We start from the raw sequence: 22,332 nt of genomic DNA on the forward strand, positions 1-22,332 counted from the left end.
GCCCGGCGCTAGGGAGCAAGGTGACAGGGACCCTGCCGCCATCGGCTGTTGAGGGTTCACCGCTTGAGTTCATCAATGGCGCGCGCCCATGATGTGGGTGCATGACTGCCATGCGTCCCCTGCCCCCGCCCGATGGCACGCGAGAACTTCAACGACCTGCAGGTCTTCGTCACGGTGGCGCGCGAGCGCAGCTTTACCCGCGCCGCCGCGCAACTGGGCGTCTCCCAGTCCGCGCTGAGCCATACCGTGCGCGGACTGGAGGAACGACTGGGGGTACGGCTGCTGACCCGAACCACCCGCAGCGTGTCGATGACCGAGGCCGGTGAACGCCTGTACGAGAGCGTGGGGCCACGGCTGGAAGAGATCGAGCTGGAGCTGGCCGCCATCGCCGAGTACCGCGACCATCCGGCCGGCACCATCCGCATCACCAGCTCCGAACACGTGGCCAACGCGATCGTCTGGCCACGGTTGGCGGCCGTGCTGCCGCGCTACCCCGACCTGAAGGTCGAGCTCACCGTGGACTACGGGCTGGCCGACATCGTGGCGCAGCGCTATGACATCGGCATCCGGCTCGGCGACCGCGTGGCGCAGGACATGATCGCGGTGCCGATCAGCGGACCGCAGCGCATGGCGATCGTCGCCAGCCCCGGCTACTTCAAGCACCACACCGCGCCGCAGGTACCGGCGGACCTGGCCGCGCACGACTGCATCGGCCTGCGCCTGCCCACCCACGGGGGCCTGATGGTGTGGGATCTGCACAAGGACGGCCAGAACGTCAACGTGCGCGTGGACGGGCAATGGACGTTCAACAGCAGCGTGGCCATCCACCGCGCCGCGCTGGCCGGCGCGGGCCTGGCCTACCTGCTGGAGGAGATGGTGCTGGAAGACATCGCCGCCGGCCGCCTGCATCGGGTCATGGCGGACTGGTGCGATGTCTTTGCCGGCTTCCACGCCTACTACCCGAGCCGTCGCCAGTCCTCCAGCGCGCTGCGCGTGGTCATCGAGGCGCTCCGGGGGTAGCGGCGCATCCCGCCGCCGCACACGCCCCTTACGGGCGCAGCAGTACCTTGCCGTTGCGGCCGGGTTGCAGGCTGGACTTGGCCGCCTCGGCGATCTGTTCCAGGCCGAACACCCCGTCCACCGGCAGGTTCAGGCCACCTGCCGCCGCGAGCTTCAGCAGTTCGCCGACCAGCCGGCGCTTGTCGTCCGGCGCCATCGCCTGGCTGACCTTGCTGCCCCAGAAGCCCTTCACCGTGGCCTGTTTGAAGATCACGTCGCCGGAGCTGAGCTGCATCGGCTCGCCGGTCATCGAACCGAACGACACCAGCGTGCCGCCGTCGGCGAGCAGGGTCATCAGCTCGCTGCTGGCGCGGCCGCCGACCGAATCCACCGCCGCGACAATCGCGCCCGCGCCCACCCGGGCCTGCACCTGCGCCATCCAGTCCGGCTGCGCGGTGGACACGGTGGTGTCGATGCCCAGCGCCTCCATTTCGGCCACGCCGGCATCGCGGCGCACCAGGTTGAGACAGTGCACGCCACGGGCCTTGGCCAGCATCGCCAGCGCCTTGCCGACCGCGCCGTTGGCCGCGTTCTGCAGGATCCACTGGCCCGGCTCCACCCGCAGGAATTCGAGCAGCATCAGCGCGCTCAGCGGCATGGCGATCAACTGCGCGGCGGTGTTGTCATCGATGCTGTCCGGCATCGGAATCACCATCCGCGCCGGGGCGATGAAGTGCTCGGCCCAGGTGCCGTGCACCGACGCGGCGCTCACGCGCTGGCCGATCTGCAGGCCACTGACGCCCTCGCCCACCGCGTCGATCACGCCGGTGCCCTCACTGCCACCGATCGCCGGCAGCGTGGGCTTGTAGCCGTACTGGCCGCGCACCGTCCACAGGTCATGGTTGTGGATGGGCGCCAGCACGGTGCGGATCCGCACCTCGCCTGCAGCGGGTTCCGGGGTGGGCATCTCGCCGCCGTGCAGGACCACGGTGGGGTCACCAAACTGCTCATGCAATGCAACGCGCATGGGGGGTCTCCTTCTACGAATACAGACTGCGCCGGCCGCAACCGGCAGGATTCAACGGCGGTGGCGGTGTGCGGCGACCACGCCCGGCCGCGGCGTACGCCAGGCACGCGCGCGCAGCAGCAGGGTCTGCAGCACCAGCAGCGCGGCGATGGCCACCGCCAGCACGGCCACGGTATCGGCCCCCGGCAGGCGCCAGTCCGACTGCTTCACGTACACCCCGGCCAGCGCCCACACCACCGCCGCCGGATAGGCGAAGTGGCCGCGCAGCCGGTAGTTCATGGTCCAGGCCAGCAGCGTGGCCAGCGCCAGCAGCACCAGGCTCCACGCAAGCATGTTGCCGGTGGGCAGCCACTGATAGGCCACGATCACCTGGGCGGTGTTGAGGAAGGCGGCCATGGTCAGCCAGCCGGCGTGCAGGGCCAGCGGATAGGCGGCGAACGCACGTTGCCCGGCACTGGCGGTGGCCGGTGCCGCGCGCGTCGCGGCCACCAGCAGGCACAGCAGCGCCGTCCAGATGATCAGCAGCGCGGGAATGAACCACTGGTTGGAGAACACCGGCATCCACGCCGCGGTCAGCACGAAGCCGGCGGCGGCCCAACCACGCACGCGGGCGTTGTCATCGGGCTTGCGGCGGCGCAGCTGCCACAGCCCGAACAGCACGTTCCAGAGGAAGATCACGCCCCAAATCGAGAACGCGTAACCGGCCGCGACCAGCAGCGTGGGGTAGCGGTCGGAGATCGCACCATTGGTCGGGCCGAACTGACCGGTCTGGGAAAACCACGCCACCGTCGGCATGGCCAATGCGGCCAACAACACGATCCAACGCATGCACCCGCTCCTGCTCAAAGAGCGCCGACGATACGCGCATTGCGGTTAAGAAGGTGGCATGGGCCGTGGCGTACCGGTCCGCGCGCTCACGGTCCTCACCCCAACGCCGCATGATCATGACCCGGGTGCAACCCGGTCAATGCCCCGCTGCCGCCCACGAAATGCCGCACGATCGGCGCGTGTTCGTTACGGTGCAACGCCCGCACCTTGTCCTGCAACGCGCGGTCTTCGGCCGTCACCCGCTCATGCTGGCGAAGGTGTTCGATCCAGGACGGGGTCACGAAATACTCCAGGTGGACGCCGGGCGTCGCCACGTCTTCGGCAACGCCCCAGATCACCGCCCCGTCCCGGCGGCGGGTCCGGCCCAGCTCACCCAGCAGGCGATGGAACGCGGCGCGGTCGCCCTCATCGATGTGGTATTCCACGGTGATCAGCACCGGGCCACGGTCATGCGTGACCGGCACCGCCAGCTCCGGTGCGGGCCAGTGACCGGCCGGGCGCAGGTCGAGGTCCTCGCTGCCGGCGATGCGGACGCGCCATACCAGCAGCCCGGCGACCACCGCGCCGATGGCGGCCGCCGTCAAGGCGAGCGGAATCGAGGTGCGCTGCGCGATGCTGCCCCAGCTGAGGCCGCCTGCCGCCATGCCCAGCGAGAACACCATGATGTACAGCGACAGCGCACGCGCGCGGACCCAGGCAGGCACCGCCGTCTGCGCCGCGATCTGCAGCGAGGAAAGCACGGTGATCCAGGCGAAGCCATTGACCAGCATGGCCAGCGGCAACAGCGCCATGTGCCGCAGCCAGGCCAGCCCGAACAGGCTCAGTGCGCAGGCCAACGTGGCCAGCAGCACCAGCAGGTCGCGGTCCAGGCGCGCCCGCAGGCTGGGCAGGACCAGCGCGCCGGTGACCGCGCCGATGCCGATGCAGCCCAACAGCAGCCCGTAGGTGCCGGCCCCACCATGCAGCTCGGCGCGGACCACCAGCGGCAGCAGCGCGGTGAGCGCGCTGGCGAAGAAGAAGAACCCGGCCGACTTGATCAGCACCGCCTGCAGGCGGCCGGCACGCAACGCGTAGCGCAGGCCGGCGCGCAGGCCCGCGCCGAAGCCCTCGGGGGGCAGGCTGGATACGTGGGCATCGGGTACCCACCGGAACAGCACCCACAGCATCGCCGCGAAGCTCAGCGCGTTGAGGCCGAACGCCCAGCCGGCGCCCAGCTGCGCCACGATCAGGCCGCCGATGGCCGGGCCGAGCGAGCGCGCGATGTTGATGCCGATGGAGTTCAGGGCCACCGCCGAGGCCAGCATCGGGCGCGGCACCAGCTCGGACACGATGGCCGCCTGCGCGGGCATGCCCATGGCCGCGCCGCAGCCCATGGCGAAGGTCAGCGCCACCAGCAGCGGCGGAGTGAGCATCGACAGGGCCGTGAGCGTGGCCAGCGTGGCCGCCACCAGCAGCATCCAGCCCTGGGTGAACAGCAGGAAGCGGCGGCGGTCGACGATGTCGGCCAGGGTGCCGGCCACCAGGGCCAGCAGCACCACCGGCACGGTGGTGGCCGACTGCACCAGCGCCACCATCAACGGCGACCCGGTGCGCTCGGCCATGACCCACGCCGCGGCGACGTCGTTGACCCAGGTGCCGACATTGCTGCCGAGAATGGCCAGCCACATCGCGCGGAACAGCCGGATCTTCAGGGGGGACCACGCGCCGGGGGCGGCGCTCGGAGTCGTCTCTACCATTGCCATGCTCCTACTACCGATGCAAACAGGGTGTCGCGGCCGCCGGCCGCACGCAGGCCGGGGCCGGCGTCGAACCAGGCCAGCTGGCCTTGCCAGGTCCAGTGGTCGCTGGCCTTCCAGCGGGTTTCCCACTTGTACTGCTGGCCGATCCGCCGCGGGGTTCCGGCCGTGCCAGGCACCGCCGAAAGCGGCGCCGGCGTGGTGTAGATGGCGTCGCTGCGCCGGTGCTTCCAGGCCAGCTGCACGCCGAGCTCGGTACTCAGGTCCGCGCGCGGCGTCAGCGTCAGGGTGGGCTGCACATCCATCAGGTTGGCCGGCGCCAGCAGGCTTGCCTCGCTGAAGTACGCCGATTTCGGGTACATCGCGTTGAAGGTGTTCAAGCGGCCATCCTGCGCGTTGCGGTCGCCACTGGCGATGTCCAGCTTCACCCCGAGCCGCGGCTGCCAGGCCACGCCCGGCCAGCGCACGCCGCTGTCGCTTGCCAGGGTCCAGGCGCGGATGGCCAGGTTGCCCTGCCCGCCCGCGAGCGTGCCGCGCTGGGCCACCAGCTCGATGTTGGCGTCCCAGCGTGGCTGCAGTGCGAACCATCGCGTCCCCAGCGACGTGCGGCGCTCATCGCCCACCGCACTGGCGAAGCGTGCACCGTCGCGTCCATAGCCCAGCAGATACAGGTCCACGCCGTTGCCGGGCCGCACCGCGTGCCAGGTGGCATAGCTGCCGAGCAGGTACTGGCCGCGGTCGCCGCGGTCGTCGAACGCGCCCATGCGGTTGTCGACCGGACGCAGCGCCATCACATCGAGCTTGAACGCGCCCTGTTGCCAGCGCCCACGCACGCCATCGAAGGCCAGCCGGATGTTGGGGCCGTCGCGTACCGACAGCAGCCGCGAACTGCCGTACGCCGCTTCCTGCCGGCCGAGCTGCCAGGACACCTGCTCGCCCTGCCAGCGCACATAGCCCTGCTGCAGGTCCAGCGCGCCACGATCGGTGCCGCCCGGTCCGCCATCGCGGCCCTGCTCGGCATGTACGCCCAGCTGCACCAGGCCGTCCCAAGCACCCCGCCGCACCGCCACCGCGCTCAGCGCGCGCAGCAGTCCATAGCCATCCTCACGCCCGTGTATCCCGAAGCGGGTCGGGTCGTAATACATGCCACGCAGGCGCAGCGAGGCATCCAGCTGCATCTCGCCACCGCCCTCCAGCGCAAGGCAGCGATCGGCCGCACCGTCCTCGCACGCCACCGCCAGTGACGGCAGCGATGCCGCCAGCCCCAGGCTCAGAACGCGAAGCACGAACATCCCAGTGCGCCCCAGAACGCGTTCGGCGCATCGGTGGGCACGGCATGCGCGGCAGCATGGCCGTGCGCATGGGTGCGGCACGCGGTTGCGCCATGCGCGTGCACATGGCCATGCGTCTGCGCGACCAGGCCGGTGGCGGCACCGCCGACGTGATAGCCGCCGAAGCGGTTGACCGGCGACCAGTCCGGCATCGCCGGCGGCAGCGTGGGTGCCAGCGGACCGAACTCGCCTTCGCCATGCACGACCCGTCCGCCGACCACGGTCAGCACGCTGGTGATGTCGGCGATGGCCGCGTCGTCCACCGCGAAGAAGTCCGACGACAGCACGCAGAAGTCGGCCAGCTGGCCCACCGCCAGCGTGCCTTTGTTGGCTTCATCGCCCGAGAACCAGGCACTGCCCTGGGTCCACAGGCGCAGCGCTTCCTCGCGCTCGAGCAGGTTCTCCTCGCCATACAGCGACAGCCCGCCCACCGTGCGCCCGGTGACCAGCCACGACAGCGCCACCCACGGGTTGTAGCTCGCCACGCGGGTGGCGTCGGTGCCGGCGCCGACCGGCACGCCGGCCTGCAGCATGCGCCGCACCGGCGGGGTATGCCGGGCGGCCTCGGCGCCATAGCGCTGCACGAAGGCCTCGCCCTGGTACGCCATGCGGTGCTGGATGGCCAGGCCACCGCCCAGCGCGCGGATGCGGTCGATGTTGCGCGGGGTGATCGTCTCGGCGTGGTCGATGAACCAGTGCAGGCCGTCGAACGGGACCTCGCGGTTGACCTGCTCGTAAACATCGAGGATGCGGTCGATGCTCTCGTCGTAGGTGGCGTGGATGCGGAACGGCCAGCGCTTCTCGACCAGCAGCCTGACCACCTGTTCCAGCTCCGGCTCCATGCCCGGCGGCAGCTCCGGACGCGGCTCGTTGAACAGCTCGAAGTCGGCGGCGGAGAACACCAGCATCTCGCCGGCACCGTTGTGGCGCAGCAGATCGTCGCCCTGGCGCGGGGCCACGATCTCGCTCCAGTGCTGGAAGTCCTGCACTTCCCCGCCCTTGTTCTGGGTGAACAGGTTGTAGGCGATGCGCACGGTGAGATCGCCGTCGCGGTGCAGCTGCTCGATGACCTGGTAGTCCTCGGGGTAGTTCTGGAAGCCGCCGCCGGCGTCGATCACCGAGGTGATGCCCAGCCGGTTCAGCTCGCGCATGAAGTGCCGCGTGGAATTGGACTGGTATTCGATCGGCAGGCGCGGCCCCTTGGCCAGCGTGGCATACAGGATCAGCGCATTCGGCTTGGCCAGCAGCAGTCCGGTCGGATTGCCCAGACTGTCGCGCGCGATCTGGCCGCCGGGCGGGTCCGGGGTGTTCCTGTCGTAGCCACAGGCACGCAGTGCGGCACGGTTGAGCAGCGCGCGGTCGTACAGGTGCAGCAGGAAGACCGGCGTATCCGGCGCGATGGCATTGAGTTCGGCCAGCGTGGGCAGACGCTTCTCGACGAACTGCTCGGCGGTGAACCCACCGACCACGCGTACCCATTGCGGGGCCGGCGTGTTGTCCACCTGAGCCTTCAGCATGGCCATCGCATCGGACAGCGAACGCAGCCCGTCCCAGCGCAGCTCCAGGTTGTAGTTGAGCCCGCCACGGATGAGGTGGGTATGGCTGTCGTTGAGGCCGGGCACCAGGCGGCGGCCGGCGGCGTCGATGACGGTAGCGTCGATCAACCCGGCGCGCACCTCGGCTTCCGCGCCGATGGCGGCGATGCGGCCGTCCACCACCGCCAGCGCGTCGGCCTGCGGCACGCGCGGGTCCAGGGTGGTGATGCGGGCATTGCGGATGAGCAGCGTGGTCATGGGGGTCTCCGGGGACAGGGGCGGCATTGCGCTCAGGTCTGCAGCGCGAGTGCGCCGGGGCCGGCCAGGGCGATGGCGCACAGGGCCAGCGTCCAGAACAGCGGATATTCGATGCCGCCGCGCATCCAGAACCAGCCTTTGGGCAGCGCCAGCACGGCGGTGGACGCCAGGAACAGCGCCGCGATGATCGCGGCGACACGGGTCTGCCAGCCCAGCAGCACGGCCAGCCCGCACATCACCTGCACCGTGGCCAGCAGCAGCGGCAGCGGTGCGGGGGCCGGCAGGCGGAAGCCGCGCAGTTCCTCGGCGAACCCGGCCAGGCCGGGGCCACCGAACCAGCCGAACAGCTTGCCCAGCGCGTGTGGCAGCAGGAATCCGCCGGCGGCCACCCGCAGCACCAGCAGCCCGAGGTCCAGGCCGAGGGTGCCGCTCATGCTCAGTGGCCGCCTTCCTGCGCGCCGAACATGGCCTTTGCGTACTGGATGCCCAGGCCGTAGCCACCGGCGTGCTCACGGGCGATGCCGGTGGTGAGGCCGTAGGTCTCGCCGCGTGCCCAGTCGCGCTGCAGTTCCAGCAGGTACTGCACCGAGGTGACCGGCACCGCACCGGCCTGCACCATGCGCGTAATGGCGCGCTCATGTGCTTCGTCGCTGACATCGCCGCAGGCATCGGTGATCACGTAGACCTCGAAGCCCTGCTCGATCGCCGACAGCGCCGGGCCAACGATGCAGACACTGGTCCACAGTCCGGCGATGACCAGCCGCTGCTTGCCGATGCGGTTGATCTCCGCGATCACCGGCGCGTCTTCCCAGGTGTTCATGGAAGTGCGGTCGAAGACCTGCTGGCCCGGGAAGATCGCCGGCAGTTCCGGGAACAGGGGGCCGGAGAACGAGGTCTCGGCGACGGTGGTCAGCACCACCGGCACCTTGAAGCCAGCGGCGCCCTTGGCGATCAGCGACACGTTGTTGCGCAGCGCGGCGATGTCGATCGAACGGGTGGCGAAGGCCATCTGCGACTGGAAGTCGATCAGCACCAGGGCATGGTTGGTGGGCGACAGCAACGAAGCGCCGGGCACGGCGGTGGCGGTGGCGGTGGTCATGGGGAATCCTTTGTAGAGTCCGCCCATGGTCGCTCCCCGGCGGTCGTCGCCCTACCCTCATTGGGTGGTGCCCCCGGCCACTCTTATGGGGGATCGCGGATCACAGGGTGCGCAACGTGCTGCGTGAGTGGTACCGCAAGCCCCTGCGCGCGCGCCTGCCCCGAAAGAGTAGTCCTGCACTGCCCCCGGCCTGAGACAATCGGGCCATGTGCGATGCCCCACACTCCCCACGTTCCGCCGCCGCGCGCCACCTGCGCCGGGCCGGATGGGTGCTGCTGGTGCTATGCCTGCCGGTGCAGGCGTGGGGTGCGGGCTTTGCGGCCTACGAGCACAGCACGTGGATGGTCGGCCAGGGCGCCCCCGGCGACATCTGGGACGTCGCCCAGCAGGCTGACGGTCGCCTGCTGCTGGCCACCGGTGCGGGGCTGTACCGCTTCGATGGCCGCCAGTTCGAACGGGTGGAACCGCCGAACGGCAGCACGTTTCCGTCGGCCAACATGACCTCGCTCACCCTCGATCCCGACGGCACGCTGTGGATCGCGTACTACAACGCCGGCATCACCCGACTGGACGCACACGGCACGCGCGACTTCGGCAGCCGCGACGGACTGCGCCCGGGACTGGTCCCGCGCATGGCGCGCGATGGCAGCGGGCGGCTGTGGGCGGCGTCGGACGGTGGACTGCGCTGGTTCGATGGACACCGTTGGCAGCCGCCCACGACCGCCATGGGCATCGGCGACCTTCCGGCGCACTGGGTGCTGCGCGACCGCCAGGGCACGCTGTGGCTGCTGGCCGGGGGCGAGCTGTGGCGGCTGCGTGCGCATGCCACGCGCTTTGAACGCCTGCATCTGGCGGTGTCACGATTCTCCTCGCTGGCCCTGCGCCAGGACGGCCAGGTCTGGCTCGCCGACCGCCTGCAGGGGGTCATGCCGATTGCCGATGCACACGGGCTGTTGTCGCCGGCCCACCGCCAGGCCCACCGGCTGCCGACGCTGCTGGCCGGCAGGCTCGAATTCGCCGCCGATGGCAGTCTGTGGGGCAGCTTCATCGCCAACGGTGGCATCTTCCAGGCGCACGCCGATGGCAACGGCGGCACCCGGGTGGAGCGCTTCGACGCCGCCCAAGGCCTGGCGTCGACCACTGCCGGCCCGGTGCTGCAGGACCTCGAAGGCAATCTGTGGGTGGGCACGAACCTGGGGCTCAACCGCTTCCGTGCGCACCAGGTCCGGGCCCTGTCGCTGCCCGGGCCGGCCGATCCGCTGCGCACGCTGTCACGCACGGTCGATGGCGAGGTCTTCGGGTACGGTGAGGACATGCGCCCCACCCCCTTGCGACGCGATCTGCTCGACACGGTTGCCCCGCCACGGCAACGGGCCGGGTTGGGCAACGCGCAGCCACTGTGGCTGGCGGACCACGACGCGCTGCGGGTGATCAGCGATGACACCGAGCGCGACCTGACGCTGCCCCGCCTGCCCGCATCGCATGAACTGCGCGCGATGCTGCCGCTGGGGCGCGACGCGGCCTGGCTGTGCCTCGGCAATGACACGGTGCTGCATTACGTTCGGGGCCACTGGACGCCGGACCCCGCGCTGCCGCACCAGGCCTGCAGCACGCTGGCCGCCGGTGACGACGGACGGCTGCTGCTCGGCTACCCCGACGGCACCCTGCGCGTGGGCCACGCGGGCCGGTTCCATCACTACACCCGTGCCGACGGGCTGGCGGTCGGCCCGATCACCGCCACCGCGATGATCGACGGCCGCATCTGGGTGGCCGGCGAGAACGGTCTGGCCCTGCTGGGTGAGGATGGGCGTTTCCGCGCCGCACAGGCGATCGCCCCCGGCGTGTTCGAAGGCATCACCGGCATCGTGCGCGACGGCGGTGACCACTACTGGTTCAACGGCAGCCGCGGTCTGGTCCGGGTGGATGCCCTGGGCCTGGACGCCGCCATCGCCGAGGGCCGCATCCTCGCTCCGCGCTTGTTCGATACCGCCGACGGCATGCCCGGCATTGCCACCCAGACCACCCCGGTGCCCAGCGCGGTGCTGGCTGCCGATGGACTGCTGTGGGTCTCGACCAACCAGGGGCTGGCCTGGCTGGACACCGTGCAGGCGCGACCGGATGCGCGCCCCCTGCACCCGCACATCGTCAGCGTGTCCTACGGTCGCCAGCAGCAGCCGCTGCGCGACGGGATGGTGTTGCCGCCCGGCACCGCGCAGCTGCAGATCGACTACATGGCGGTCTCGCTGGCGCGTCCCGATCGCACCCGCTACCAGCACCGCCTGCTGGGTCTGGATGACCAGTGGCAGGACGCCGGCCCGCTGACCCGCGCCTTCTACACCAACCTGCCACCGGGCGACTATCGCTTCGAGGTCAAGGCCGCGAACGAGGACCAGGTGTGGAGCCCGGTGGCGGCGTCGCGCAGCTTCCGGATCGCCCCGATGGCATACCAGACGCTGTGGTTCAAGGCCGCTTGTGTACTGGCGATCCTGGCCCTGCTCGCCGTGGCCATGCGGCTGCGCAGCCGCCGGCTCACCCAGCTGGTGCGGGCACGCCTGGAGGAGCGCCATGCCGAGCGCGAGCGCATTGCACGCGAACTGCACGACACGCTGCTGCAGGGCACCCAGGGCCTGATCCTGCGCCTGCACGCGGTCAGCCGCTCCGTGCATGCCACGCCGGTGGTGCGCGAGGCACTGGAAGCGGCCATGCAGCAGGCCGAGAACGCGTTGGCCGAAGGCCGCGAACGGGTCAACCTGCTGCGCGACGGCAGCAGCGGCTACCAGGACATCGGCGCGGCGCTGGTGCAGGTGTATGGCGAGCGCGCCGCCGATGCCAACAGCCCGTCGCTTCGCCTCAATGTGGAAGGCACGCCGAAGCCACTGCGCCACGATGCCGCCGAGGAGGTCTACCTGATCGGCCGCGAGGCACTGCTGAATGCCCTGCAGCACGCCGCCGCCGCCGCGGTGGACGTGCACCTGGTCTACGCGCGGCGCGGCCTGCGCCTGCACATCCGCGATGATGGGCATGGCCTGCCGCCGATCCTGCCCGAGGGCCGCTGGGGCCTGGTGGGCATGCGCGAGCGTGCCGAACGCCTGGGCGCGCGCCTGCACCTGTGGTCCCGCCCCAGCATCGGCACCGAGATCGAACTGTTCCTGCCCGGCGATCGCATCTATCGCCATCACCGTCGGCGCTGGCGCTGGCGGCGCACTTCCGGAGACTCCGCATGACCACCCCGTCCATCCCGATCGGCATCCTGGTGGTCGATGACCACCCCCTGCTGCGTGACGGCCTGGCCGCACTGCTCGGCATGCAGTCGGACATGCGCCTGCTCGGCGAAGCCGGCGATGGCGAGGAAGCCGTGGCCCAGTACCTGGCGCTGCAGCCGGACGTGGTGCTGATGGACCTGCAGCTGCCCAGGATGGACGGCGTGGAGGCGATCACCCGCATCCGCCACTATGATCCGCGTGCACGCATCATCGTGCTCACCACCTACCGTGGCGACGTCCGTGCGGTGCGTGCACTGCAGGCCGGGGCGAGCGGCTACCTGCTCAAGGACATGCTGCGCCACGAACTGGTGGACACCATCCGCACCGTGCACAGCGGTCGCCGCGCCGGCATTCCGGCCACACTGGCGGCCAGCATCGCCGCGCACGTGGTCGAGGACAGCCTGTCGCCGCGCGAAACCGAAGTGCTGGGCCATGTCGCCAGCGGACGCTCGAACAAGGGCATCGGCGAACAGATGCGCATCTCCGAGCAGACCGTGAAGGCGCACATGAAGAACATCATGGAGAAGCTCGGCGCGCGCGACCGCACCCACGCCGTCACCCTGGCGCTGAAGCGCGGCATCATCAGCCTGGATGATGCCGGCAGCGATAACGACGGCTGACGCATCCCGCCGGTAGCGCCGGCCGCTGGCCGGCACACCGAATTTTCCTGTAGCGCCGGCCGCTGGCCGGCACACCTCATTTTCCTGTAGCGCCGGCCGCTGGCCGGCACGGGGACCCGCTCAACGCAGCCGCATTCCCAGGCCCAGCGCGGCGGACAGCGTCGCCAGCACCGCCACCCCGTTCCAGCCCACCTGCGCCAACACCACCGCCCCCAGCGCACCGCCGGCCGCCATGCCCAGGAACACGCCGGTGAACAGCAGCGCATTGAGTCGGCTGCGCGCTTCCGGCGCCAGCCCGTACACCAGCGTCTGATGCGAGACCAAGGCAGCCTGGAAGCCGAAGTCGAACACCAGCGCGCTGATCGCCAGCAACGGAAGGATCGCCGCGCGCGGCAGCCACGGATCCAACAGCAGCAGTGCGAACCCGACCAGGGCGATCAGGATCGCGATACGCGCCACCGCATGACTGCCGAGCCGGTCGGCCCAGCGCCCGGCCAGCGGTGCCGCCAGTGCACCCGCGGCCCCGGCGATGCCGAATGCCCCGGCCACCGCACTGCCCAGTTGAAAGCGGCTGTGCAGCATCACCGCCAGGGTCGACCAGAACGCGCTGAACCCAACGGCCAACAGGCCTTGTGCATACACCGCGCGACGCAGCTGCGGTTGTCCGCGCCACAGCCCGGCCAGCGAGCGCAGCAGCGCCGGATACTGCAGCCGGGTGGTCGGCGCCATGTGCGGCAGCTCGCGCGCCAGCGCCAGGGCCATCACCACCACCGATGCCGCCGCGATGCCGAACATCGCCCGCCAGCCCAGCACCTCGGCCACCAGCCCGCTGGCCACGCGCGAGAGCAGGATGCCCAGCAGCAGACCCGTCATCACCTTGCCCACCACCGCGCCACGCTCGGCGTCCGGCGCCAGCGTTGCCGCCGCCGGCACCACGTCCTGCGCCACGGTGGCCATCAGTCCCACCAGCAGGCTGGCCATCAGCAGTGTCGGCAGGCTGCCGGCCAGCGCGGCGCAGCCCAGTGCCGCGGCCAGGACCGCCGACTTCACCAGGATCAGCCGGCGCCGGTCGAAGCGGTCGCCCAGCGGCGCCAGCAGCAGGATGCCGAGGGCATAGCCGAGCTGGGTGAGCGTGGGCACCATGCCCGTCGCCTGCGGTTCGCTGGCCAGGCCGGTGCTGATGACGCCCAGCATGGGCTGGCTGTAGTAGATCGAGGCCACCGAGAACCCGGCACCGGCGGCCATCGCCACGATCAACCGCGACGGTACCGTGGTGTGGGCCGGCACCGCGGCCGGTATATGCATGCTGGACATGAGCCGCTCCACAGGGAAAGAAAGTGGGGCCAGCATGGCGCGGCGAATCCAGGCCGTGTAGTAGGCTTCCGTACATATCCATCATACGAAGGTTGCATGAGCCCCACCCCCACGGCGGCCGGCGCGGACCGTATCGACCTGCTGCATACCTTCGTCCGCATCGTCGAGAGCGGCAGCCTGTCGGCCGCCGCCGTGCAGCTGGGCACGACCCAGCCCACGGTGAGCCGGCGCCTGCAGGCGCTCGAACGCCTGTTCGGCCTGCACCTGCTCAAGCGCTCCACCCACCAGATGACCCTCACCGAAGACGGCGCGCGGTGTTATGCGCATGCGCGCGCCCTGGTGGAGGACTGGGAGGCGATCCAGGCCGACCTGCGCGGCGAAGTGGACGTGCCGCGCGGCCGCCTGCGCGTGGTGGTACCGCATGCGTTCGGCCAGGCGCAGCTGCTGCCGCCGATGCTGCAGTTCCTGGCCCGCCACCCGCAGGTGACGCTGGAGTGGATGCTGGAGGACCGCCCGCCGGACTTCATCGCCGACGGCATCGACTGCGCCATCCGCGTCGGCGTCGTGGAGGAGCCGCATCTGGTGGCGGTCCCGCTGGCCGAGGTGCCGCGGATCGTGATCGCCGCGCCGGCGCTGGTCGCCGGCGGCGACCTGGACGACCCGGCACGGCTGCCCGGCCTGCCGTGGATTGCGCTGACCACGTACTACCGCGAACGCTTCAGCCTGTTGCCGGCCGGCGATGGCCCGGCGCTGCGGGTGGACATCCAGCCACGCCTGCTCACCGACAACCTGTTCGTGGTGCGCCAGGCGGCGCTGGCCGGCCTGGGGGCGGCCGTGGTCTCGGCCTGGCTGGTGGCCGATGACCTGCGCGACGGCACGCTGGTCCGGCTGGTGCCGGACTGGCAGGCACCGCCCCTGCCGGTGCACCTGGTGTATCCCGCCGCGCGCCAGATTCCGTCGCGGCTGCGGGCCTTCATCGACGCCATGAAGGCCGTGCTGCCGCACACCCATGGCATGCGCTCCCTGCCGCCGCCGCGCTGACACCGCGGCGTTGATTTGCACGGCCTTACTAACATAGCCTCTGCTATATTCGGGCCATGAGCGCGGACCCCACTTCCAAGAGCGCCGGCGTCTGGCCGCAAGCCACCGGCAACAGCCCCAGCCTGGGCGACATGCACGCCAGCGTGGCCGTGCCCAGTGGCGGCCATTGGTGGTTCCGGCTGCTGGCCTTCCTGGGCCCGGGCTACATGGTGTCGGTCGGCTACATGGACCCCGGCAACTGGGCCACCGACATCGCCGGTGGTTCGCACTTCGGCTACCTGCTGCTGTCGGTCATCCTGCTCTCCAACCTGATGGCGATCGTGCTGCAGGGGCTGTCGGCACGCCTGGGCATCGCCACCGGCCGCGACCTCGCCCAGGCCTGCCGCGACCACTTCTCCAAGCCGGTGAACCTGGGCCTGTGGCTGCTGTGCGAAATCGCGATCATCGCCTGCGACCTGGCCGAGGTGATCGGCACGGCGATTGCGTTGAAGCTGCTGTTCGGCCTGCCGCTGGTCATGGGCGCGATCATCACTGCCGTCGACGTGGTGCTGGTGTTGTGGCTGATGCACCGCGGCTTCCGTGCGCTGGAAGCGTTCGTGATCGCGCTGCTGCTGGTGATCTTCGCCTGCTTCGCGATCCAGATCGTCCTGGCCGCACCGCCCCTGCACGCGGTGTTGGGCGGCTTCATTCCCCGGGCGGAAGTGGTCACCAACCCGCACGCGCTGTACCTGGCCATCGGCATCATCGGTGCCACCGTGATGCCGCACAACCTCTACCTGCACTCTTCCATCGTGCAGACCCGCGCCTACCCGCGCACCGACAGCGGGCGGCGCAGCGCGCTGCGCTGGGCGGTCACCGACAGCACGATCGCGTTGATGCTGGCGTTGTTCATCAATGCCTCCATCCTGATCCTGGCCGCCGCGGTATTCCATGCACACGGACGCACCGACGTGCAGGAAATCGAACAGGCCTACGAGCTGCTGGCGCCGATGCTGGGCGTTGGCGTGGCATCCACCCTGTTCGCGGTGGCACTGCTCGCCTCGGGCATCAACTCCACCGTGACCGCGACGCTCGCCGGGCAGATCGTCATGGAAGGGTTCCTCCGCCTGCGCATCGCGCCCTGGGCGAGACGCCTGATCACACGCGGCATCGCGATCGTACCGGTGGTGATCGTCACCGCGATCTACGGCGACCAGGGCACCGCGCGCCTGCTGGTACTCAGCCAGGTACTGCTCTCGATGCAGCTGCCGTTCGCGGTGATTCCGCTGGTACGCTTCGTCGGGGACAGGACCAGGATGGGCGCATTGGTGGCCCCGCGCTGGCTGCTGACCCTGGCGTGGACGATTGCCGGCGTGATCGTGGTGCTGAACATGAAACTGTTGGCCGACACAATGACAGGGTGACCGGATACATCGCCCCTTGACCTCAAGCACGGTTGAGGTGGCAAGGTGATCGCCTTCCCCCCCTTCGGATCGCCGGATGTCCACCCCACCCTCACCCCCCACCCAACACGCGCTATGGAACGGACCCGCCGGCGATGCCTGGGTGCAGGCACAGGCCCTGCTCGACGGCATGTTCGCCGCGTTTGAACCGCTGTTGGCCGATCCGCTCGCCGCCCAGCCCGACGCGCAGGTACTCGACGTGGGCTGCGGCACCGGTGCGGTCTGCCTGGCCATCGCCCAGCGGCTGGGTCCGGCGGGACACTGCACCGGCGTGGATATCTCCGCCCCGATGATCGCCGTCGCGCGCGAGCGTGCCGCCGCTGCAGGCAAAAACATCGACTTCATCGTCGCTGACGCCCAGCAGCACGCCTTCGCACCGGCCAGCGTCGACCGCATCGTCTCGCGCTTCGGCGTGATGTTCTTCGATGATCCCCTGCTGGCCTTCCGCCAGCTGCGGAACGCGCTGCGCGGAGGCGGCAGCCTGCACGCCATCGCCTGGCGCAGCCCGGCCGAGAATGCGTTCATGACCACTGCCGAGCGTGCGGCCCTGCCACTGCTCACCCTGCCGCCACGCGCGGCGGACGGCCCGGGACAGTTCGCCTTCGCCGACGCCGCCCGGGTGCAGTCGATCCTGCGCGACAGCGGCTGGCGCGACATCCAGATCACGCCGCTGGACGTGCCCTGCAGCATCGCCCGCGAGGACCTGCCCACCTACGTGTCCCTGCTCGGCCCGGTCGGCCAGGCGCTGCGTGCCGCCGGCATGGACCCCGCCGTGCGTGCGTCGATCCTGTCGACCGTGGTCGACGCCTTCGCACCGTTCGTGCAGGGCGACCGGGTCGTGTTCACCGCCGCCTGCTGGTCGGTGCGCGCGGGTTGAGGGCGGCTATGGCTTCCGCCATTACCGGCTGGGTGCAGCCGGCTGCCAGCCATCACCCTCTCCCCACCATTCGTCCCAGACCCGCTGTCATTCACCCCAATCCCAATGACAGCAAGGGTCGGCCGGCACATGCTGCGGCCATCGCCCTTCGCTGTGCATCCCCATGAAACGTCGCGACTGCCTGAAAGCCGGCCTCACCCTGCCCCTGCTGCCCCTGGTCCAGAAGGCCGCTGCAGCCACCCGTCCGGGACCGGCCAGCGCACTCACCCGGGTCCGCCCGGGCGCCGTCGGCTGGCCCACGCCCGGTGACTGGGAGCACCTGTCCCAGGCGGTCGGCGGGCGCCTCTCGGTGCCGGTCTCGCCGTTCCTGGCCGACCCCGCCACCCGCACCGAAGCACTGGCGCAGATCGCCAACCCGTTCTTCATCGGCGACCAGCCCGCCCTCACCCAGACCAGCGGCTACCACGGCGGCTGGCTGTCGCGGCCCAGCGCCCGGGTGGTGGCCGCCGCCAACAGTGCCGATGTCGCCGCCGCCGTCGACTTCGCGCGGCGGCACCGGCTGCGGCTGGTGGTCAAGGGGGGCGGGCACAGCTACCACGGCACGTCGTGCGCGCCGGATTCGCTGCTGGTCTGGACCCGCGCCATGAACCAGGTGGAACTGCACGATGCCTTCGTCGCACAGGGCGCCGCAGCAGGCACCGCCGCGCAGCCGGCGGTGAGCCTGGGCGCCGGCGCGATGTGGATCGATGCCTATGCGGCGGTCACCACGCGTGGCGGGCGTTACGTGCAGGGCGGTGGCTGCACCTCGGTCGGGGTCACCGGGCTGGTCACCGGCGGCGGCTTCGGCAGCTTCTCCAAGGCCTTCGGCACCGCCGCCGCCCACCTGCTGGAAGCGGAGATCGTCACCGCCGACGGCCAGGTCCGCGTGGTCAACGCCAACCGTGAGCCGGACCTGTTCTGGGCCCTGAAGGGCGGCTGCGCCGGCAGCTTCGGCGTGGTCACCCGCATCACGCTGCGCACCCATGCCCTGCCCGACACGTTCGGCGGCGTGTCGATGAAGGTGCAGGCCGACAGCGACCACAGCTGGCACGCGCTGGCCGCCGAAGTGCTGCGCCTCTACCGCGACACGCTGTGCAACTCGCACTGGGGCGAGCAGCTGCGCTTCGGGGGCGCACGCACGCTGGAGGTGGCGATGGTGTTCCAAGGGCTGACCCAGGACGCCGCCGCCGCGGCGTGGGCACCGTTCATGGCGTGGCTGGCCGCGCGACCGCAGTACACGCTGCTCGAACCGCTGAAGGCGACGGCCCTGCCTGCACGGCACATGTGGGACGCGGACTTCTTCCGCGCACATGCGCCGCAGTTCATTGCCGAGGACACCCGCAACGACGCACCGCGCACGCACATGCTGTGGAAGGGCGACCAGGGCCAGGTGGGCTGGTATCTGCACGGGTATGCGTCGGCCTGGATGCCGTCGGCACTGCTCGGTGATGGACGGCGCGACGCGGCTGCGGCGGCGATCTGTGCGGCGGCGGCGCACATGCCGGTGGAACTGCACTGCAACAAGGGTTTGTTCGGCGCCCCCGCCGAGGCCATCGACGCCAGCCGCGCCACGGCCACGCATCCGGCGGTCCTGGATGCCTTCGCGCTGGCCCTGATCGGTACGGCCAGCGGCCCGGCCTACGCCGGCAGCGGCGGCGTGGTGGACGAGGACCGCGCGCGGCGGGGTGCGGAACGTGTCCAGCAGTCCTACCAGGCGCTGCGCACGGTGCTGCCGGCGGCACCGACCTACGTGTCCGAATGCGATTTCTTCCAGCGCGATTGGCAGCAGGCCTTCTGGGGGCCGCACTACCCGCGCCTGCTGGCCGCCAAGCGGCACTACGACCCCGACGGGCTGTTCGTGATCCATCACGGTGTGGGCAGCGAGGACTGGAGCGCCGACGGCTTCGAACGTCGTCGATAGTTCCCCGCAGACGGTGTCGCGTGTCCATCCCACGCGACACGTGCGCCCGCTGCCACTCTGCCGTAGCCTGCGGGGCACTCGCCTGCCATCGGAGATCGCCCCGTGTTTCCGTCCACGCCCGTCGTTGCCGTTCCCGCCGCGCTCTGCCTTGCCATCGCCTGCGCCCTCCTGCCGGTCGCCGCCCACGCACAGGCCACGCCGCCCCCGGCAGAAGCACGCAGCGCGGCCACGGAGTCACGCAGCTTCAACGCGCTGCTCGATGCGCAGACCATGGGCGCGATCAACGCCGACCCGGAGCTGCGCACGCTGCTGGGCATCAGCGGCGATGGCGTCGGTGATCTGTCCGACCGGCTGACCGATGTGTCGCTGGCGCAGCGCGAGGTGAACCGGCGGATGCTGGCCGACAACCTGGCCGCCATCAAGGCGTGGAAAGGTGCGCCGCTGGACCCGCAGCAGCAGCTCAGCGACGGCCTGGCACGCTGGTTCTACCAGGCGCAGATCGACCTGATGGCGGTGCCGTGGTCGGCGGCATGGTTGCCGGTCGGTGGCAGCACCTATGCGGTGGACCAGCTGTTCAGCCTGCCGGTGAACCTGCCGCAGTTCTTCGACAACCAGCATGCCGTCACCGACGTCACCAGTGCCCGCCATTACATCGCACGGCTGCAGGCGATGGGCACCAAGCTGGACCAGGTGCGCGCGAACATGGACATGCAGGCCGGCCTGGGCGTCGTGCCCCCGGACGTCGCGCTCAACGGTGCCGCCACGCAGTTCCGCACCCTGCTGGCGCCGGCGCCGAAGGACAGCCTGTGGGTGCAGTCACTGCAGCGCAAGCTGGACACGCTGCCGGCCATTCCCGCCGACGAACGCGCCGCCCTGGTCGCGCAGGCCACGCGCGCGGTGCAGGACGCGGTCAATCCCGGCTACCAGCGCCTGCTGGATCGCGTTGAGGCGGCACTGGCCACCCGACCCGGCAACAACGGCATCTGGGCAGTGCCGCACGGCGACGCCTACTACGATGCAGCGCTGCGCTGGTACACCAGCACCGACCTGGGTGCCGACGCCATCCACCAGGTCGGCCTGGACGAAGTGGCACGGCTGGAGACATCCATGGATGCGCGCCTGCGCCAGCTGGGCCTGCGCGACGGCAGCGTGGCGGCGCGTGTGGCGACGCTGGGCGACGATCCGCGCTATCGCTATGCCGACAGCGAGGCCGGCCGCACGCAACTGATCGGCGACATCGAGCAGCGCCTGCGCGATCTCGATCCCATCCTGCCCACCTGGTTTGGTCGCCTGCCCCCACAGAAGCTGGTGGTGCTGCCGGTGCCCGCGCACATGCAGGCCACCTCGCCCGGCGGTTACTACTATCCACCGGCGATGGACGGCTCGCGACCGGGCACGTTCTTCATCAACCTGGGCGACATCGACGCCAATACGCGCTGGAGCATTCCCACCCTCACCTACCACGAGGGCTCGCCGGGCCACCATTTCCAGATCTCGATCGGGCAGACCCTGACCGACCTGCCCCTGCTGCGCCGCACCCTCAATCCCAGCGCCTTCAGCGAGGGCTGGGCGTTGTATGCCGAGCAGCTGATGGCCGAGGCCGGCGTGTACAAGGACGACCCGGCCGGCGACCTCGGCCGCCTGCAGGCCGAAATGTTCCGTTCGGTGCGGCTGGTGGTCGACACCGGCCTGCACCGCAAGCGCTGGACCCCGGAGCAGGCCATGGCCTACATGCAGGAAAAGACCGGCATGAAGGAATCGGAGGTGCGGGTCGAGATCAACCGCTACCTGGTCCAGCCCGGTCAGGCCGCGTCGTACAAGATGGGCCAGCTGCGGCTGCTCGCGTTGCGTGAAAAGGCACGCCGCCAGCTGGGCGATCGCTTCGACATCCGCGCCTTCCACGACCTGGTGCTGGGCAACGGTGCCTTGCCGATGACCGTGCTGGAACAGGCGGTGGATGCCTGGGTGGCGGCCGGCGGTGGCGACCCACGACGTGCGCCGTGACCCGTAGAAATACCTAGGACGCGTCGGTGTAACTCCGGTTGTCCGCCCCGCGATGGGTGCGCACAGTGAGGGCATGGCCTGCTGCACAGGCCCGGCCCCACAGGAGACCCCCATGCGCCCGTCACGAACCTGCCTGTTGCTGCTGTTGTTGGCCGCGCCGCTGCCATGGCCAACCGCCCATGCCGCGCCGCCCGTGGCCGGCAGCGCCGCGCCTGCGGCCAGCGTGGACGCCGACGCGATCACCGCGCTGACGCGCATGGGCAAGGCACTGCGCGCGCTGCCGCAGTTCACCCTGGCCGCCACCACCCGCACCGATTACGTGCTGGACGATGGCCAGAAGCTCGCCCTGGCCGGCACCGTGGATTACAGGGTGCTGGGCCCGGACCGCTTCTTCGTGGAGATCCGCAGCGACCACCAGCATCGGCAGCTGTTCTACGACGGGCATACGCTGACCATCTATTCGCCGAACCAGAAGTACTACGCCACCGTCGAGCACCTGGATCGCAGCAGCCAGGCCCTGCTCAGCGATTCGGCGACGCGGCTGGGCGTGGAGTTTCCGCTGGCCGATCTGTTCCTGTGGGGCACGCCGGGGTTCCCGACTGACCGCATCGAATCCGCGTTGTTCGTCGGCAACGAGCGCATCGACGACGAGCTGACCCGGCATTACGCGTTCCGCCAGCCGGGCGTGGACTGGCAGGTGTGGATCTCCGATACCACCCAGCTGCCGCGCCAGCTGTTGATCACCAGCCATGCCGATCCCGCGCTGCCCAATTACCAGGCCACGCTGACGTGGGATACCCGGCGGCCGGTTGCGGCGAAGGATCTGGTGTTCCGTCCGGACGGGGCCACCCGCATCGCATTCGTGCCCGTTGCGATGGCAGGCGACGACGCTGGCAAGGGAGATCGCTGACATGCATGCCACGACGACACTGCGCACGGCCCTGATCGCGGCCCTGCTCTGCTCCACCGCCGGTTCCCTGCTCATTCCCGCCGCTGCA

Annotated in this window: 17 protein-coding genes; 9 read left to right on the plus strand and 8 right to left on the minus strand. The window is 70.3% G+C overall.

Features of this window, described 5'->3' with window-relative positions; genetic code table 11:
• Positions 1-132: 132 nt before the first annotated feature.
• Positions 133-1,020, plus strand: a complete 888-nt coding sequence (locus AC3ITN_RS10770; protein ID WP_489390480.1) for a LysR family transcriptional regulator — start codon at positions 133-135, stop codon at positions 1,018-1,020.
• A gap of 28 nt (positions 1,021-1,048) precedes the next feature.
• On the opposite strand, the gene AC3ITN_RS10775 is transcribed toward AC3ITN_RS10770, so the two are convergent.
• From AC3ITN_RS10775 to AC3ITN_RS10805, 7 genes are all read right to left on the minus strand, one after another.
• Complete coding sequence (locus tag AC3ITN_RS10775) at positions 1,049-2,026, minus strand: zinc-binding dehydrogenase (protein WP_489390481.1); 978 nt, start codon at positions 2,024-2,026, stop codon at positions 1,049-1,051.
• A gap of 51 nt (positions 2,027-2,077) precedes the next feature.
• Positions 2,078-2,854, minus strand: coding sequence for a hypothetical protein (locus AC3ITN_RS10780; protein ID WP_313341128.1), 777 nt, complete (start codon positions 2,852-2,854; stop codon positions 2,078-2,080).
• 95 nt (positions 2,855-2,949) lie between these two features.
• Complete coding sequence (locus AC3ITN_RS10785; protein WP_489390482.1) at positions 2,950-4,590, minus strand: MFS transporter; 1,641 nt, start codon at positions 4,588-4,590, stop codon at positions 2,950-2,952.
• Positions 4,584-5,882, minus strand: coding sequence for an alginate export family protein (locus AC3ITN_RS10790; protein WP_489390483.1), 1,299 nt, complete (start codon positions 5,880-5,882; stop codon positions 4,584-4,586). Before AC3ITN_RS10790 ends, AC3ITN_RS10785 begins: the two co-directional genes overlap by 7 nt.
• Positions 5,861-7,714 (minus strand): amidohydrolase, encoded by a 1,854-nt coding sequence (locus tag AC3ITN_RS10795; RefSeq protein ID WP_489390484.1) that lies wholly within the window; start codon positions 7,712-7,714, stop codon positions 5,861-5,863. The genes AC3ITN_RS10790 and AC3ITN_RS10795 overlap by 22 nt, the downstream gene beginning before the upstream one ends.
• Positions 7,715-7,746: 32 nt before the next feature.
• Positions 7,747-8,148: a DoxX family protein gene (locus AC3ITN_RS10800; RefSeq protein WP_313341116.1), complete on the minus strand. Its 402-nt coding sequence runs from the start codon at positions 8,146-8,148 to the stop codon at positions 7,747-7,749.
• 2 nt (positions 8,149-8,150) lie between these two features.
• A complete protein-coding gene (locus AC3ITN_RS10805) occupies positions 8,151-8,813 on the minus strand; it encodes a hydrolase (protein WP_489390485.1) in 663 nt (220 codons plus the stop codon).
• A gap of 206 nt (positions 8,814-9,019) precedes the next feature.
• On the opposite strand from AC3ITN_RS10805, the gene AC3ITN_RS10810 reads away from it, so the two are divergent.
• Together AC3ITN_RS10810 and AC3ITN_RS10815 are read left to right on the plus strand one after the other, a co-directional pair.
• Positions 9,020-12,037 carry a sensor histidine kinase gene (locus AC3ITN_RS10810; RefSeq protein ID WP_489390486.1) on the plus strand — a complete coding sequence of 1,006 codons (3,018 nt, stop codon included), beginning with the start codon at positions 9,020-9,022 and terminating at the stop codon, positions 12,035-12,037.
• Positions 12,034-12,696, plus strand: coding sequence for a response regulator (locus AC3ITN_RS10815; protein WP_489390487.1), 663 nt, complete (start codon positions 12,034-12,036; stop codon positions 12,694-12,696). The genes AC3ITN_RS10810 and AC3ITN_RS10815 overlap by 4 nt, the downstream gene beginning before the upstream one ends.
• 120 nt (positions 12,697-12,816) lie before the next feature.
• Here the strand turns inward: AC3ITN_RS10815 and AC3ITN_RS10820 are convergent, their stop codons facing one another.
• Positions 12,817-13,941 (minus strand): MFS transporter, encoded by a 1,125-nt coding sequence (locus AC3ITN_RS10820; protein WP_489392915.1) that lies wholly within the window; start codon positions 13,939-13,941, stop codon positions 12,817-12,819.
• Positions 13,942-14,106: 165 nt separating this feature from the next.
• Between AC3ITN_RS10820 and AC3ITN_RS10825 the strand changes: the two genes are divergently transcribed.
• The 6 genes from AC3ITN_RS10825 (at position 14,107) to AC3ITN_RS10850 (ending at position 22,244) form a co-directional block, all read left to right on the plus strand.
• Entirely contained in the window at positions 14,107-15,051 is a 945-nt protein-coding gene (locus AC3ITN_RS10825) for a LysR family transcriptional regulator (RefSeq protein WP_489390488.1), read from the plus strand.
• A gap of 56 nt (positions 15,052-15,107) precedes the next feature.
• Positions 15,108-16,454, plus strand: coding sequence for an Nramp family divalent metal transporter (locus AC3ITN_RS10830; RefSeq protein WP_489390489.1), 1,347 nt, complete (start codon positions 15,108-15,110; stop codon positions 16,452-16,454).
• 76 nt (positions 16,455-16,530) lie between these two features.
• Positions 16,531-17,370, plus strand: a complete 840-nt coding sequence (locus tag AC3ITN_RS10835; protein ID WP_489390490.1) for a class I SAM-dependent methyltransferase — start codon at positions 16,531-16,533, stop codon at positions 17,368-17,370.
• 163 nt (positions 17,371-17,533) lie between these two features.
• Positions 17,534-19,330 carry an FAD-binding oxidoreductase gene (locus AC3ITN_RS10840; RefSeq protein WP_489390491.1) on the plus strand — a complete coding sequence of 599 codons (1,797 nt, stop codon included), beginning with the start codon at positions 17,534-17,536 and terminating at the stop codon, positions 19,328-19,330.
• A gap of 102 nt (positions 19,331-19,432) precedes the next feature.
• Positions 19,433-21,334: a DUF885 domain-containing protein gene (locus tag AC3ITN_RS10845; protein WP_489390492.1), complete on the plus strand. Its 1,902-nt coding sequence runs from the start codon at positions 19,433-19,435 to the stop codon at positions 21,332-21,334.
• Positions 21,335-21,446: 112 nt separating this feature from the next.
• Entirely contained in the window at positions 21,447-22,244 is a 798-nt protein-coding gene (locus AC3ITN_RS10850) for a DUF2092 domain-containing protein (RefSeq protein ID WP_489390493.1), read from the plus strand.
• Positions 22,245-22,332: the final 88 nt, after the last annotated feature.

The organism is Stenotrophomonas sp. KH_036_B (assembly GCF_057839485.1).